Annotated in this window: 14 protein-coding genes and 1 pseudogene; 7 read left to right on the top strand and 8 right to left on the bottom strand. The window is 64.0% G+C overall.

What is annotated here, in order from left to right; all coding sequences use genetic code 11:
* Window positions 1–9: 9 nt before the first annotated feature.
* From B5V03_RS05400 to dctP, 4 genes are read right to left on the bottom strand one after another with little or no spacing between them, the layout of a single operon-like run.
* Window positions 10–1,176: an acyl-CoA dehydrogenase family protein gene (locus B5V03_RS05400; RefSeq protein WP_129268235.1), complete on the bottom strand. Its 1,167-nt coding sequence runs from the start codon at window positions 1,174–1,176 to the stop codon at window positions 10–12.
* A gap of 36 nt (window positions 1,177–1,212) precedes the next feature.
* Window positions 1,213–2,502 (bottom strand): TRAP transporter large permease, encoded by a 1,290-nt coding sequence (locus B5V03_RS05405; RefSeq protein WP_129268236.1) that lies wholly within the window; start codon window positions 2,500–2,502, stop codon window positions 1,213–1,215.
* A 12-nt stretch (window positions 2,503–2,514) separates the two neighbouring features.
* On the bottom strand, window positions 2,515–3,069 hold the full coding sequence (locus B5V03_RS05410; RefSeq protein WP_129268237.1) for a TRAP transporter small permease: 555 nt from the start codon (window positions 3,067–3,069) through the stop codon (window positions 2,515–2,517).
* A gap of 36 nt (window positions 3,070–3,105) precedes the next feature.
* Window positions 3,106–4,134, bottom strand: a complete 1,029-nt coding sequence (gene dctP, locus B5V03_RS05415; RefSeq protein WP_129268238.1) for a TRAP transporter substrate-binding protein DctP — start codon at window positions 4,132–4,134, stop codon at window positions 3,106–3,108.
* Between the two features lie 226 nt (window positions 4,135–4,360).
* Here dctP and B5V03_RS05420 point away from each other — a divergent pair, with 226 nt between their 5' ends.
* From B5V03_RS05420 to B5V03_RS05435, 4 genes and pseudogenes are all read left to right on the top strand, one after another.
* Window positions 4,361–5,563: a CaiB/BaiF CoA transferase family protein gene (locus tag B5V03_RS05420; protein WP_164987795.1), complete on the top strand. Its 1,203-nt coding sequence runs from the start codon at window positions 4,361–4,363 to the stop codon at window positions 5,561–5,563.
* Between the two features lie 29 nt (window positions 5,564–5,592).
* Window positions 5,593–6,060 (top strand): annotated as a pseudogene (locus B5V03_RS05425) (MaoC family dehydratase); the annotation flags it as partial.
* Entirely contained in the window at window positions 6,060–6,911 is an 852-nt protein-coding gene (locus tag B5V03_RS05430; protein WP_164987796.1) for an HpcH/HpaI aldolase/citrate lyase family protein, read from the top strand. The pseudogene B5V03_RS05425 and the gene B5V03_RS05430, both read left to right, overlap by 1 nt.
* A 17-nt stretch (window positions 6,912–6,928) precedes the next feature.
* Window positions 6,929–7,672, top strand: a complete 744-nt coding sequence (locus tag B5V03_RS05435; RefSeq protein ID WP_129268242.1) for an IclR family transcriptional regulator — start codon at window positions 6,929–6,931, stop codon at window positions 7,670–7,672.
* Window positions 7,673–7,682: 10 nt separating this feature from the next.
* Here the strand turns inward: B5V03_RS05435 and B5V03_RS05440 are convergent, their stop codons facing one another.
* The 4 genes from B5V03_RS05440 to B5V03_RS05455 form a co-directional block, all read right to left on the bottom strand.
* Entirely contained in the window at window positions 7,683–8,099 is a 417-nt protein-coding gene (locus B5V03_RS05440; RefSeq protein WP_164987797.1) for a hypothetical protein, read from the bottom strand.
* A gap of 151 nt (window positions 8,100–8,250) precedes the next feature.
* A complete protein-coding gene (locus B5V03_RS42205; RefSeq protein ID WP_245502162.1) occupies window positions 8,251–8,463 on the bottom strand; it encodes a hypothetical protein in 213 nt (70 codons plus the stop codon).
* A 263-nt stretch (window positions 8,464–8,726) separates the two neighbouring features.
* Window positions 8,727–9,518 (bottom strand): fumarylacetoacetate hydrolase family protein, encoded by a 792-nt coding sequence (locus tag B5V03_RS05450; protein WP_129268244.1) that lies wholly within the window; start codon window positions 9,516–9,518, stop codon window positions 8,727–8,729.
* A 180-nt stretch (window positions 9,519–9,698) separates the two neighbouring features.
* Window positions 9,699–11,000 (bottom strand): MFS transporter, encoded by a 1,302-nt coding sequence (locus B5V03_RS05455; protein WP_129268245.1) that lies wholly within the window; start codon window positions 10,998–11,000, stop codon window positions 9,699–9,701.
* A gap of 370 nt (window positions 11,001–11,370) precedes the next feature.
* On the opposite strand from B5V03_RS05455, the gene B5V03_RS05460 reads away from it, so the two are divergent.
* Genes B5V03_RS05460 through B5V03_RS05470 form a run of 3 tightly spaced genes read left to right on the top strand, consistent with a single transcriptional unit; the run spans window position 11,371 to window position 15,141 of the window.
* Window positions 11,371–12,585 (top strand): ABC transporter substrate-binding protein, encoded by a 1,215-nt coding sequence (locus B5V03_RS05460; RefSeq protein ID WP_129268246.1) that lies wholly within the window; start codon window positions 11,371–11,373, stop codon window positions 12,583–12,585.
* An 8-nt stretch (window positions 12,586–12,593) separates the two neighbouring features.
* A complete protein-coding gene (locus tag B5V03_RS05465; protein ID WP_129268247.1) occupies window positions 12,594–14,327 on the top strand; it encodes an FAD-dependent oxidoreductase in 1,734 nt (577 codons plus the stop codon).
* A 19-nt stretch (window positions 14,328–14,346) separates the two neighbouring features.
* Entirely contained in the window at window positions 14,347–15,141 is a 795-nt protein-coding gene (locus B5V03_RS05470; protein ID WP_129268248.1) for an IclR family transcriptional regulator, read from the top strand.
* Window positions 15,142–15,317 lie beyond the last annotated feature (176 nt).

Raw genomic sequence — 15,317 nt, forward strand, 5'->3', positions numbered from 1 at the left:
GGACCCTTGTTAGTAAGACTTCGCCAGCCCTAGCACCTTTTCCGCAATAAAACTGAGCGCGAGCTGCGGGCTCACCGGCGCGATGCGCGGGATCAGCACTTCGCGCAAATAGCGCTCGACATGGAATTCCTTGGCGTAGCCGAAGCCGCCATGGGTCATCACGGCCTGCTCGCAGGCATGGTAGCCGGCTTCACCCGCAAAGTATTTCGCGGCGTTCGCGCCAGCGCCGCAGGGCAAACCCTTGTCGTATTGCCAGGCCGCCTGCATCACCATCAGCCAGGCCGCCTCCAACTCGACCCAGTTCACGGCAAGCGGATGCTGGATACCCTGATTCTTGCCGATCGGACGATTGAAGACCACGCGGGTCTTGGCATATTCGGTCGCGCGCGACAGTGCGAGCTTGCCGAGGCCGACGGCTTCCGCCGCGATCAGGATGCGCTCGGGGTTCATGCCTTCGAGGATGTACTGGAAGCCTTTGCCCTCTTCGCCGATGCGGTCTTCCATCGGGATCTCGAAGTCCTCGAAGAACAGCTCATTGGAATCGACGACCTTGCGGCCCATCTTCTCGATCTCGTGGACCTTGATCTTCTGGCGGTCGAAATCCGTATAGAACAGGCTGAGGCCATGGGTCGGCGAGCGCACCTCCTCCAGCGGCGTGGTGCGTGCCAGCAGCAAAATCTTGTGCGCGACCTGCGCGGTCGAGATCCACACCTTCTGGCCGTTGACGATGTAGCGGTCGTTCTTGGCCACGGCCCGGGTCTTGAGCTGGGTCGTGTTGAGGCCGGTGTTGGGCTCGGTGACGGCGAAGCACGCCTTCTCGCGGCCCTCGACCATCGGCGGCAGCATGCGCTTGCGCTGCTCCTCGGTGCCGAACACGACGACCGGATTGAGGCCGAACACGTTGATGTGCACCGCCGACGCACCGGACATGCCGGCGCCGGATTCCGCGATGGCGCGCATCATGACCGCGGCTTCGGTGATGCCGAGCCCGGAGCCGCCATAGGCCTCCGGCACGCAGATGCCGAGCCAGCCGGCGTCGGCGAGTGCCTTATGGAAATCGTGCGGGAAGCCGCCGTCGTGGTCCTTCTTCAGCCAATAGGCATCGGGAAAGCCTTCGCAGATCTTTGCGATGGCGTCGCGAATGGCTTCCTGCTGATCGGTGAGCGCGAAATCCATGTTCTTGATCTCCTTGTTGGGAGCCGAGCTCCGATCCTAGCGCCCCATCTGCGAGGGCAGCCAGAGGATGATAGACGGAAACGCGACCAGAATCGCGATCGCAATCAGGTGCGCGATGAAGTGCGGGAAGGTGCCGTGGAACACTTCCGCCACCGGCCGCTTGGCGTATCGGGCAACGATGAAGCAGTTCAGCCCGACCGGCGGTGTGATCATGCCGACTTCGGCCGTGACGATCTTGATGACCCCGAACCAGATCGGATCGAAGCCGAGCGTCTTGATCAACGGCAGCACGATCGGCACGGTCAACACGAGGATCGCGATCTGGTCCATGAAGGAGCCGAGCACGATGTAGCCGCACAGGATCAAGGTAATGATGACCCAGCGCGAGGCCGGCAGGCTGCCGATCCAGGCGACGAGGTCCTGGGTCACATGCGTGAGCGTGAAGAAGTAGCCGAAGATCGAGGCACCGACCAGGATCATGATGATCATGCAGGTGCCATGGCTGGCGCGCAGCAGCGTATGATACAGCGAGGACGGCGTGATCTTGCCCTTGACCATCGCGAGCAGGAAGGCGCCGAACGCGCCGAAGGCGGAAGCTTCCGTCGGCGTCGCGACGCCGAGATAGATCGTGCCTGTCACGATCGAGAACAGCACCACCATCGGCGAGACCTGCCACAGCAGCGCAAACTTCTCGCGCCACGGCACCGATTTCGCGGCGGGCGCGCGCGAGGGATCCTGCCAGACCAGGAAATAGATCGTGGCCATGATGGTGAACGTCACCAGGATCGCAGGGACGATGCCAGAGATCAGGAGCTTGCCAATGTTGACCTCGGCGAGCAGGCCGAAGATGACGAGCGCGACGCTGGTCGGCAGCAGCATCGACAACGTGCCCGAGATGGCGACCACGCCCGCAGCCATCTTCGGCTCGTAGCCCTGGCGGATCATCGCAGGCAAGCTGGTCGAGGACAACGTCGCGGCGGAGGCCGTTGAGGTCCCGCAGATAGCGCCAAAACCGGCGCCGGCGAGAGCGGTGGCCATGCCGAGGCCACCGGGAATGCGGCCGACCCAGGCCGACGCCGTCTTGAACAGATCATCCGCGACACCCGACAGCAGCACGAGGTCCGCCATCAGCAAGAACATCGGAATAGTGATCAACTCGTAGGACGAGACCGTCGAGAGCGGGGCGGTTTGCAGGATGCCGAACAGTGTCGACCAGCCGCCGACCATGACGAGGCCGACCGAGCCGGAAAAGGCCATGGCGAAACCGACGGGCGTGCCGAGCGCGAGCAGGCCGAACAGCAAAGCGAGAACGATGAAAGGGGTCATGGATGCCTGCTGTTACTCGAAGCTGCGGGCTTCACCGACGCCTGTTACCGGCGGCAGCGGATAGAGGTCGCGGCCGCTGACGAGGCTCAGCACGTTGCCGACCAGCTGGAGCGCCAGCCGCAGCACCAGCACGCCGCAGCCGAACGGCACCAGCGCCGCCGAGATCCAGGTCGGCCAAGGGATCGCGCCGGAGAGAACATCGTGCTGCTCGTAATTCTCCAGCGCGCGCTCGAAGCCCACCTTGCAGATCAGGACGAACACGAACAGGCCGGCGAGCGCGGTGACGATCTCGGACAGCCGCCGCCCCGCCGGAGAGAAGCGCGACAGCAGGATGTCGACGCCGACATGCACGTGCTCGCGCAACGCGTCCGACACCGTGAAGAAAAATACGCCGGCGAGGAGATAGAGGCCGATCAGATCATAGGTGAAGGAGAACGGACTGTTCAGTGCGTAGCGCATGAACACGTCGGTCACGACCAGCATCATGATCACGAACATGAACACCACCGCGATCACCGTCAGCGCGCGCTCCAGCGCGCCAAGCACATCCCCTACCCGTTTGATCACCTCTAGCGCCTCCTTCTCGGTGGATTGCTTGATGCCTTACTTGGTGCCGCCGGCGGCGAGCAGGTCTTCGAACTCCTTCAGCGCGGCGGATGCCTGCTTGCCGCGGCTGTCGAGCCCGCTCGCCCACTCCTTGCCGACGCCCTTCAGCTTGTCCTTCATCTCAGCGCGTGTCGCCTCGGGCAGCGGATCGAAGCTGACGCCCTCGTCCTGCATCTGCTTCCTGGTGACTGCGCCTTCCTTGTCGACGTCGGCGCAGGCTTTTGGCGTGATGGCTTCAGAGGCCTCGTTCATTGCCTTCTTCACATCGTCGGGCAGCTTGTCCCAGGCCGACTGGTTGATGGAGTAGGCGACGATGAAGCTGCCGAAGCTGACGCCTTCGGTGGCGTGCTTGACCAGCTTGTCGAGGCCGTAGGACACGACGCTGTCGAGCGGGAACAGCAGGCCGTCCATGGTGCCGCGCGACAGCGACTCATAGGCATCGGGCGCGGCCATGCGCACCGGCACGGCGTTGAGCGCACGCAACGTCAGATCCTGCGCGCCGCCTGTGGTGCGCAACTTCAGGCCCTGCATATCCTTGGTGGTTTCCACCTTCGACTTGATGGTCCACACCTGGTAGGGCGGCAACGCCACGGCCATCAGAAGCTTGATCTTGTTCGGTGCGTATTCCTGCTTGGACAAAATTCCTTCGCGCGCGGTCTTCCAGTAAGCCAGCGTGCCCTGGCAGCTGGTCGCGAACGCGCCCGGCAATTGCGCGACTTCCGACAGCGGCATCTTGTCGGAGACATAGGACGGCCCGATGTAGCCGATGTCGACCACGCCCGACTGCGTCAGACGCAGCATGTCGGCGGCCTTGCCGATCTGCTGGTTCGGATAATAGGTGAAGGTCACCGCGCCGTTGGTGCGCTTGGTGACGTCGTCCATCCAGGGCTTCAGCATCAGGCGGACGAGATAGTGACCGGCGGGGAAGCTATCGGCGACCTTCAGCTCGAGCGCTTGCGCCGACATCGTCGAGACCGGCAGCGAAAGCGCCAGCACCGCAGCAGCCCGGCCCAGATTCGTCTTCATATCGTTCTCCCTCACGCGTCCCCGTGCCGAAGGCGGCAGCTTCTCGCCGCCAGCCGTTTGGCCCTCGCTCCATTTCTTGCTTGAGGAAAAGGTACATATATGTGAATTTAACTGTCAAGTATATGAACTGTACATACCGCTATGCACCGCGAAGTGGGGTCATTGAATTGACACCGGTGTTTTATGAACCCTAACTCCACCTATATGAATTCACCCACGAGGCTCCATGGGACCGCTCGCCGGCTTCACCATTCTCGACCTGACCTCGGTGCTGATGGGCCCCTACGGCACCCAGGTGCTGGCGGACATGGGCGCTGACATCATCAAGATCGAAAGCCCCGAGGGCGACATCGTTCGTCAGATCGGTCCCGGCCGCACGCCCGGCATGGGCGGAATGTTTCTCAATGCCAATCGCGGCAAGCGCAGCATCGTGCTCGATCTGAAGAAGCCCGAAGGACGCGACGCGCTGCTGCGGCTGGCCAAGCGCGCCAACGCGCTCGTCTACAATGTGCGCCCGCAGGCGATGGCGCGGCTCGGCCTCGATTACGAAACGCTTGCCGCGATCAATCCCGCCCTCGTCTATGTCGGCGCGTTCGGCTACGGCCAGTCCGGCCCCTACGCAGCGAAGCCCGCGTATGACGATCTGATCCAGGGCGCGGCCACCATCCCGACACTGCTTGCGGCTGCCGGCGACGGTACGCCGCGCTACGTCCCCGTCACCATCGCCGACCGCATCGTTGGCCTGATGATGGTCAATGCGGTCATGGGCGGGTTGATGCATCAGAGCCGGACCGGCGTGGGCCAGCGCATCGACGTGCCGATGTTCGAATCGATGACCGAGTTCGTGCTGGTCGATCACTTAGGCGGACTCACCTACGATCCGCCGCTCGACCATGGCGGCTACGCCCGTCTGCTTTCGCGCTATCGAAAACCCTACAAGACCAACGACGGCTATCTCTGCGTGCTCATCTACAACGACAAGCATTGGTGCAGTTTTTTCGAGGCGATCGGACAGCCGGAGTTCCTCGATCAGCCGCGTTTTGCCAACCACGCCGCGCGCACCAAGCACATCGACGAGATCTACGAGGAGATCGGCCACATCTTCGCAACGCGCACCACCGCGGAATGGCGCGAGCTGCTGGAGCGTGCCGACATTCCGGTGATGCCGATGCATACGCTGGAGACGATTCTGGATGATCCGCATCTCAATGCGATCGACTTCTTCCGGACGGTTGATCACCCCGTGGAAGGCCGCATCCGGCAGATGCGCGTGCCCTCGACCTGGAGCGTGACCCAGCCGGAACCAGCCGGGCCCGCACCGACGCTCGGCCAGCATGGCCACGACATCTTGGCCGAGGCCGGTTTCTCGGCGGACGAGATCGAGCAGCTCGCCCAGCAAAAAGCAGTTCACCTGCCGGCGCCGCCGTAACGGCAGCGCGGGCCAGATCGCAACGATACAGGGAGGAAACCGCGATGGCCGGACTTTATTTCGAAGAGTTTTCCGTAGGCCAGGAGTTCAGGCATCCGCTGACCCGGACCGTCACGGAAATGGACAACACCATGTTCAGCCTGCTGACGCTCAACCCGCAGCCGCTGCACATCGACGCGCATTTCGCCGAAAAGACCGAGTTCGGCCAGCGCATTTTCAACAGCCTTTACACCCTCGGCATCATGATCGGCATGACGGTCTATGATACGACCATGGGCACCACCGTCGCCAATCTCGGCATGACCGACGTCACTTTTCCAAAACCGGTCTTCCACGGCGACACCTTGCGGGCGACGACGAAGGTGCTTTCGTTGAGGGAATCCAAATCGCGCCCGAAGGCGGGCATCGTCGAGTTCGAGCACCACGCCTTGAACCAGAACGACGAGATCGTCGGCAAATGCCGCCGCATGGCGATGATGCACAAGAGGCCGGTCTGATGCGTTCGATGCTGTTCGTGCCGGGCGATTCCCCGCGCAAATTCGAGAAGGCGAGCGAAGGCAAGGCCGACGCGCTGATCATCGATCTGGAGGATTCCGTCGTCACCGACAAGAAGCCGGAGGCGCGCGGGTTGACGCTGGCGATGCTGAGGGGCCCTCGCGGCCCGCACCAGCTCTATGTCCGCGTCAACGCGCTCGACACCGGCATGACGCTGGCGGACCTCGCCGCAGTGATGCCGGGCAAGCCCGACGGCATCGTCCTGCCGAAATCGCAAGGCGGCGACGACGTGCGGCAGATCGCGACCTGGCTCGAAGCCCTGGAAGCTGCGGCTGGCATCACCGTCGGCGCAACGCGCATCGTCTGCGTCGCGACGGAAACCGCGAGCTCGATCTTCGGGCTCGGCAGCTACAAGGGTTGCTCCCCGCGCCTCGCCGGCCTGATGTGGGGCGCGGAGGATCTCTCGGCTTCTCTCGGCGCCACGGAAAAAGCCTCGGGCGGCGTATTCCACAGCCCTTATCGGCTCGCGCGCGATCTCTGCCTGATGGCGGCGGCCGCGGCCGAGGTCGCCCCGATCGACACCGTCTATACCGACATCGACAATCTCGCGGGCCTCGAGCAGGAAACGCGCGCCGCACGGCGCGACGGCTTTTCGGCGAAGGCGCTGATCCATCCGAAACATGTCGACGTCGTCAACGCGGCCTTCGAGCCGACCGAGGCTGAGCACACCTGGGCAGAAAAAGTGATCGCGGCGTTCGCGAACAATCCGAACTCCGGCACCTTGCGGCTCGACGGCCAGATGATCGACAAGCCGCATCTTCGCGCCGCAAAGAAGATCCTCGGCCAGACCTAGATCGGAACGCCGCCGCCATGATCGTTCGCCAAGCCGCAAACGTCCTGGAGATCATGGAATTCTTCGCGCAAACGAGGAAGCCGGCGACGCTTGCCGAGATCGCCGATCATTTCGGCTGGCCGCGTTCGTCGACCTTCAATCTGCTCGCGACGCTGTCGGAGAAGGGCTATCTCTATGAGCCGCGGCCGCGCGCCGGTCTCTACCCGACGCCGCGATGGCTGGCCATGGCGCGGATGATCTCCGAGGTCGAGCCGCTGCCGCCCTGGACGCACACGCTGATCGCCGATCTCTCCGCCGAGACCGGCGAGACTGCATCGATCGTGGCGCCGGCCGGCGTCATGGCCGTGTTCATCGACGTCGTCGAATCCCAGGCCGCGATCCGCTATTTCGCCACCATCGGTCACCGCGTGCCGATCCACGCCACCGCCAGCGGCCGCGCGCTGCTGCTGCAATATTCGCCGGAAGAACGCGACTCGGTCTACCGCAAGATCGAGTTTAGGCAATACGGCCCATCGACCCCGATCAGCATCGAGGCGGTGGAGACCGAGCTGCGCAACTCGATCGCGCGCGGTTACTGCCAGAGTTTTGCGGATTACAGCCGCGACCTCGCCGGTGCGGCGATCCCGCTGCCGATCGGCGATCGCCGTCTCTCCGTTGTCGTCGCAGGGCCGGAATTTCGCATTGGCCCGAAGGTGCCGGAGGTGGCCGCGTTGATCGCGCGGACGGTTGACCGGTTGCGGCCGAAGACGACCGCAGCCTGAAGCCGAAGCCTCATTCGAATCCCTGAATCGGCGGCGTCGAGGTCTCCACCGGCGCAACAGGCGCAGCTTGAACAGGCTGCACCGCGGGCGCGGCTTGAACCGGCGGATTGCTTGCAGCTCTGATTTGGCCGTTGGCATTCATCGCCTCACGCGCGCGCGGCGGAGCGCCGGTCGCGGCTGCACGATACGCCTCGCGACGCGGTGCCTGCCGATGTCTCGCCGAGCGCGAACCTCTCATGCCCCATGACCTGGCGATCGAAGGTCCGGCGGTGTAGCCGACCACAGCTCCCGCGACCGCGCCGATCGGACCCAGCACAACAGCGCCGGACACGGCGCCCAATGCCGCAGCGCCAGCGCGCTCCTGCGCAACGGCGCTTGCGGGTACGCCAGCCAGCATCACGATGGCGGTGATCAAAGCTTTCTTCATCGGAGCGTCTCCCTCTCGGGAGATCACTCTTACTCAAATATGGCCGCACGAGGTTTGTTCGTTGCCCAACACGGGGCAATGGTCGACGGAACTCCGGCAATTCAAAGACCCCGCCGACAGTCGCGGTTCCAGCGCACGCAGCTCGGCGCAACTACGGCGCGATCTTGTCGCTGGTAAATCCGTTACCGTCGAGCGCGCGACGCACTGTGCCGTCCGCCTTGGCCTCATCCAGGAAATGCGCGGCCCAGACCTTCGCCGCAGCCTTGCCCTTGGGAACGACGACGACCACGCCGGTCGACTGGATCACCGCTGGCCGCGGCGATCTCGTCAGAACTTTGGTATTCGACGAGTTGCAGCGGCCCATGCAGCTTGTCCGCGGCAGCCTTGGCAAGCTCTACGGTGACCCCGCGCGGCTTTCCCGTCGCCGGATCGCGCGTGGTCCAGAACGCCGAGGCGGCAGGCCCGACAGCCACCGCCACGCGCAACGGCCCGGTTGGTGCGACATCACTCGGCCCTTCGGCTTTCACCCCGAGAGCACCAGTCATGACGAAGACCAAACCCAACGCCGCGATCAAGCCATGCCGCAACATAAACGCGGCCTCCAGCATCGACCAACCGCCGGATCGTTCAGACGATCTTGATCGACATGTCCGGCAAGCCCTCGAGCTTGCACAGCAGCACGTCGCCTTTCACCACCGGGCCAACATTCTCCGGCGTGCCGGAATAGATGATGTCGCCGGCCTTCAGCTCGAATGCCTCCGACAGCTTTGCGATCTGCTCGGCGACGCTCCAGATCATCTTGCTGAGATCCGAGCTTTGCTTCACCGTGCCGTTGATCGCCAGCGAAATCGGGCCCTTCTCGAAATGACCGGTCTTGCTTGCGGGGTGGATCGGACCGATCACCGCGGCGTGGTCAAAGCTCTTGCCGATCTCCCACGGCTTCTTCTCAGCGGCCATGCCGTTCTGAAGGTCGCGCCGGGTCATGTCGAGGCCGAGCGCATAGCCGTAGACATGGTCGAGGGCCTTCTCGGCTGGAATGTTGGAGCCGCCGGATTTCAGCGCGGCGACCAGCTCGACCTCGTGATGGTAGTTCTTGGTCAGCGACGGATAGGGATGGTCGGCGACCTCGCCGACCGCGACGTTCTGGATCGCGTCGGTCGGCTTCTGGAAGAAGAACGGCGGCTCGCGGTTCGGATCCGAGCCGCGCTCGATCGCGTGGGCGGCATAATTGCGGCCGATGCAATAGATGCGGCGGACCTGGAACACACTGGTTTCGCCGACGATCGGGATCGCGACCATCGGCACCGTGAAGATGGGCTTGGGACCGGCCTGCGCCGCGGCCGGCGCCGCGTCGGCGAGGCCGGCCGCGGTCATCGCGGCTGCGGCCGTGAGCACGCTGCGTCGCGTGGTTTTTGTCATGGCTTCACTCCCTGCTTTTTCTTGTCGGAACGCCAGTCATAGAGCCAAACAGAGGCCGGGCCAATGGCCCGCTTTGTACGTCTTGTCGCGATGCGAAGAACCGCCGGCTCTGCTGCCACCGACCGCGCCTGTCCCCAAGGCGATCGCACCTTCGCTACTGGCGAAGCGTAGCTATCGTTCTCAGGATTTCAGCGCATCGCGCGCCGTCTCCGGCGCCATCAATGTCGCGATGATCGTGATGATCGACAGTGCGATGATGTAGACCGACACGGGCCAGTACGAACCGGCCCATGCCAGCAGCGCGGTCGCGATCAGCGGCGAGAAGCCACCGCTCAGCGCGGCTGCAACGTTGGCCCCGAGCGACGCCCCGCTGTAGCGCACCTGGGTGCGGAACAGCTCCGGCATGAACGCGGCCTTCGGTCCGAACAGCAGTGCATGCGTCAGCGTCATCGTGACGACGAGGGCGAATGTGATCAGAGCCGGCTCTTTGGTGTCGAGGAACCAGAACAGCGGAAACGCCAGCGCCACCGAGAACACACCGCCGGCAAGATACAGCGCCTTACGGCCAAAAATGTCGGAGAGCCAGCCCGCGAGCGGCAGCGTCGCGAACTCGACGATCGCGGCATAGACCACCGCGTTCAGGATCACCTGGCGCGGCAGACCGAGTTTCGTCGTGGCGTAGACCACGGTGAAGACGGTGAGGAGATAAGCCAGCCCGACTTCCGACACCGTGATGCCGACCGCGAGCAGAAAACTGCGCCAGTCGCGGCGCAGCACTTCCATCACCGGCTGCGCCAGCACTTCCTTGCGTTCGACCACCTCCTTGAAGTGCGGCGTCTCGGCGAGCCTCAGCCGCACGATGAAGCCGACGCCGACCAGCAGAATGCTGATCCAGAACGGCACGCGCCAGCCCCAGCTCAAAAAGTCGGCCTCGGGCAATTGCGTCATCAGGGCAAAGATGCCGGTGGAGGCGGCGACGCCGACGGGAAAGCCGATCTGCACCAGGCTGCCGTAGAAGCCGCGGCGGTTGCCGGCATGCTCGATCACCATCACGACCGCGCCGCTCCATTCGCCCCCGAGCCCGATGCCCTGGATGAAGCGCAGCATGATGAGGAAAATCGGCGCCCAGACGCCGATCTGGCTGTAGGTCGGCAGGCAGCCGATCAGGAAGGTGCCGAGCCCCATCGCGATCATGGTCGCGACCAGCATCTTCTTGCGGCCAAGCCGGTCGCCATAATGTCCGATGACCGCGCCGCCGATTGGCCGCGCGACGAAGCCGACCGCGTAGGTCGAGAATGCCGCCAGCGTGCCGACGAAGGGATCGAAGCTCGGGAAGAACAGCTTGTTGAGCACGAGGGCTGCAGCCGTGCCGTAGATCAGGAAGTCGTACCACTCGATCGCTGTCCCGAGCGCACTCGCCCACACCACATGCGCCGTCGTCGATCTCTCCGTCGAAGCGGAGACCCCCGTTGCTGCCGTCATGTCCTGCCCCAATAGATTCCAGAGGGCATCATGGCCAATCGCGCGGAGGGTTGCAACCTGCGGAGGTGATAGCTCTCACAGGATAACAACGCGAGATGTATGCGCGCCGTTGCTTCCGCACCCGTCATTGCGAGGAGCGAAGCGACGAAGCAATCCAGGCCGTCTCCGAGGAAACGGTCTGGATTGCTTCGCTGCGCTCGCAATGACGGGTGTGGAGATGGCTGCGCGTATCTCCTCGACGTTGCCTGCGGCGACCACGGAACCTACCCGGCGCACCTAATTCGTCATTGACAAACTTGTTTGCTAATATCTAACTTATCGCCAGAACAACCGGCCGCGCCAAGCGGCCCATAAACGAGAGGGAACCACGATGAGAGGGCTTTTGGCCTGCGCCATGTTCGCGGCCATGACGTCGGCTGCCATGACCACAATCGCCAGCGCGCAAGTTTCCGACGATGCGGTGCGGATCGGCGTGCTGACGGATCTGTCGAGCTGGGGCCGCGACAACTCTGGGCCGGGCTCGGTCGAGGCGGCCAAGATGGCCGTCGAGGAGTTCGGGCCAACCGTGCTCGGCAAGCCGATCGAGATCATCAGCGCCGATCACCAGATGAAGACCGACGTCGGCGTTCAGATCGTCCGCGGCTGGTTCGACAATGGCAAGGTCGATGCCGTCGTCGACATCCCCAATTCCGGCATCGCGATCGCCGTGCACAACATGGTGCGCGAGCGCAACAAGATCGCCCTGCTCTCCGGACCCGGCGCGAGCTCACTCACCGACGAGCTATGCAGCCCCAACACCGTGCACTTCACTTACGACACCTACGCGCTGTCCAAGGTGACCGCGTCCGCGGTGATCAAGGAAGGCGGAAAATCCTGGTACTTCATCACCGCGGACTACGCCTTCGGCCAGCAACTCGAGAAGGACGCCACCCGCTTCATCAACGAGATGGGCGGCAAGGTGCTCGGCGGCGTCAAGCATCCGACCAACACCGCAGACTTCTCGTCCTTTGCGCTGCAGGCGCAGAGTTCGAAGGCCGATGTGGTCGCCTTCGCCAATGCCGGACAGGATACCGACAACGCTATCAAGCAGTCCGGCGAGTTCGGCCTGGTCCAGGGCGGCCAGAAGCTCGTCGGCCTGCTGATGTTCGACACCGACGTGCATGCGGTCGGCCTCAAGGCTGCGCAGGGCACCTACATGACCACGGCGTCCTACTGGAACATGGACGAGGCAACGCGCGCCTGGTCCAAGAAGTTCTATGAGCGTACCAAGGTGATGCCGACCATGATCCACACTGGCGTCTACGGCTCGGTGCTGCATTATCTGAAAGGCATCAAGGCCGCCGGCACCGACGATCCCGCCAAGGTGATGGCCAAGATGCGCGAGCTACCGATCGAGGACGTTTTTGTCCATGCCGGCAAGCTACGTGAAGACGGCCGCGTCATCCGCGACATGTATCTGGCCAAGGTGAAGTCGCCTGAGCAATCGAAGGAGCCGTGGGATTATCTGGACATCGTCAAGACCGTGAAGGGAGAGGACGCGTTCCGCCCAGTCTCCGAATCCAAATGTCCGCTCTTGAAGAAGTGAGGTGAGACATGACCGGCAACGCGCGCAACGCAATTGAGACTTACGAGTGCGATGTGCTCGTGGCCGGATCGGGCGCCTCCGGCATGTCGGCGGCGATCACCGCGCGCTATCGCGGCCTCGACGTGCTGATCGTCGAGAAGGAGCCGCGCTTCGGCGGCACCACCGCCCGCTCCGGCGGCTGGCTTTGGATCCCCGGCACATCGCTGGCGAAAGCCTACGGCATCGAGGAGGCACCGGAGCAGGCGCGCACCTATCTCCGCCATGAGGCCGGCAACAACTTCGACGCCGCGCGCGTCGATGCGTTCCTCAGCGCCGGCCCCGAGGCGGTCGACTTCTTCACCAGCAAGACTGCGCTGCAGTTCGACATGCCGCTGGTGTTTCCCGACTATGACGCCGAAGCGCCGGGCGGCGCGCAGGGCGGCCGCTCCATGGTGACGCGGCCGTTCGACGGCCGCGAGCTCGGCGAGCAGATCAAGACGCTGGGCATGCCGCTGCCGGAACTTACCGTGTTCGGCATGATGCTCGGAAGCGGCAAGGAGATCATCCATTTCATGCGGGTGACGAAATCGCTGAATTCGGCGATCTATGTCGCCAAGCGGCTGTCGCGCCACTTCATGGACGTGCTGCGTTATGGCCGCGGCATGACGCTGACCAACGGCAATGCGCTCGCAGGGCGCCTGGCGAAATCCGCGCAGGATTTGAAGATTCCGATGTGGCTGTCCTCGCCAGTGCGCGAGCTGACCGTTGACAACGGCGCGGTCACCGGCGCCATCGTTTCGCGTGAGGGACGCGATGTGCGTGTCCGTGCAAGACAAGGCGTCGTGCTCGCCTGCGGCGGCTTCCCGCATGACATCGAGCGCCGCAAAAAGATGTTTCCGCATGCACCGACCGGCAACGAGCATTATTCACCGGGGCCGACCGGCAACACCGGCGACGGCCTGCGCCTCGCCGAAAGCGCCGGCGGGCATGTCGAGGACCGGCTGCCGAATGCGGCGGCATGGGTGCCGGTGTCGCTGACCACGCGCAAGGACGGCTCGAAGGGGGTGATGCCGCATTTCATCGACCGCGCCAAACCCGGCGTGATCGCGGTGATGCGCGACGGCAAGCGCTTTGCCAATGAAGGCAATTCCTATCACCATTTCGTCCAGGCCATGGTCAAGGCCGCAAAACCCGGCGAGGAGATCGCGGCATTTCTCATTTGCGATCACCAGGCGCTGCGAAAATACGGTCTCGGCTGCGTGCCGCCGTTCCCGATGCCGTTGGGTCATCACCTCAAGACCGGTTACCTCATGCGCGGCGACACGCTGGAGGCGCTGGCGGCGAAAGCCGGCATTGATGCCAAGGCCTTCACCGAAACCGTCAAGCAGTTCAATGCCACTGCCCCGCAAGGCCATGACGCCGCCTTCGGCAAGGGCTCAAGAGCCTATAACCGCTACCAGGGCGACTCCATGCACGGCCCCAACCCTTGCGTCGCGCCGATCGAGAACGGCCCGTTCTACGCCATCAAGATGGTGATCGGCGATCTCGGCACCTATGCCGGCATCGTCACCGACGAGAACGCGCGCGCGCTCGACGCCGAGGGCCGGGTGATTCCCGGGCTCTATGCCGCCGGCAACGACATGGCGAGCATCATGGGTGGCAATTATCCTGGCGCCGGCATCACGCTTGGGCCTGCGCTGACCTTCGGCTACATTGCCGGCCGTCATCTCGCCGACAGCGCCGCCAGGCGCGACGCGGCGTAAGCGAGCGCATTGGAGGCGCATGAAGAGAGAAAGCCGCGGCATCCAGTCGATCGAAGTCGGCGGAGAATTGCTCCGGGCGCTTGCCCGCAGCGGCGAGCCGATGATGCTGCGCGATCTCGCGCGCGAGGCCGGCATGACGCCGGCCAAGGCGCATCCCTATCTCGCCAGCTTCTCCCGCATCGGCCTGATCGAGCAGGACGAGACCACCGGCCGCTACGAGATCGGCGCGCTGGCGCTGGAGCTTGGCCTGATCAGCCTGCGGCGGCTCTCCGGCGTGCGCATCGCGCAGCCGAAGATCGCCGCGCTCGCGAGCCAGATCGGGCACGCAGTCTCGCTCGCGGTCTGGGGCACGCACGGCCCGACCGTGGTGCAATTGGAAGAGCCCGGCCAGCCCGTTCACATCGTGATGCGCGCGGGATCGGTGATGGCGCTGCTGGAGACGGCGACAGGCCGCGCCTTCGCGGCGTTCCTGCCGGAGAAGACAATCAATGCCGCGCTGGAAAGCGGCCTCGACCGCCACGGCGTCGGCTACAATCCGAAGCGTGCGGTGAAAGGCGCGAAGGTTGCCGAGATGCTCACGGAGGTGCGCAAGCACGGCCTCGCCCGCGCGCTCGGCGATCCCCTGCCCGGCGTCAATGCGTTCTCCGCGCCGGTGTTGGACCATGCCGGCCATGTCGCGTTGGTCATCACCGCGATGGGGCCGGAAGGCACTTTTGATGCGCGCTGGGACAGCCCGATCGCGCATGCGCTGCGCGACTGCGCGGGGGGCATTTCGAAACGGCTGGGTTATGGGATGACGGTGGCGGCGGAGTGAGAATGTGGCACAGGTCCGCCCCACACTCTCCCGTCATCGCCCGGCTTGATGTTTAGACCGGACAGATCACTGACAGGTGTTCGGAGACATAGCTGACACATCAAACTGGGCTGGATTGGTCGATTCGGGAGGCCGTCCATGCCCTGGAACGAGGTGTCGGTAATGGATCAGCGACG

Source organism: Bradyrhizobium betae (genome assembly GCF_004123905.1).
GTDB classification, from domain to species: Bacteria; Pseudomonadota; Alphaproteobacteria; order Rhizobiales; family Xanthobacteraceae; genus Bradyrhizobium; species Bradyrhizobium betae_A.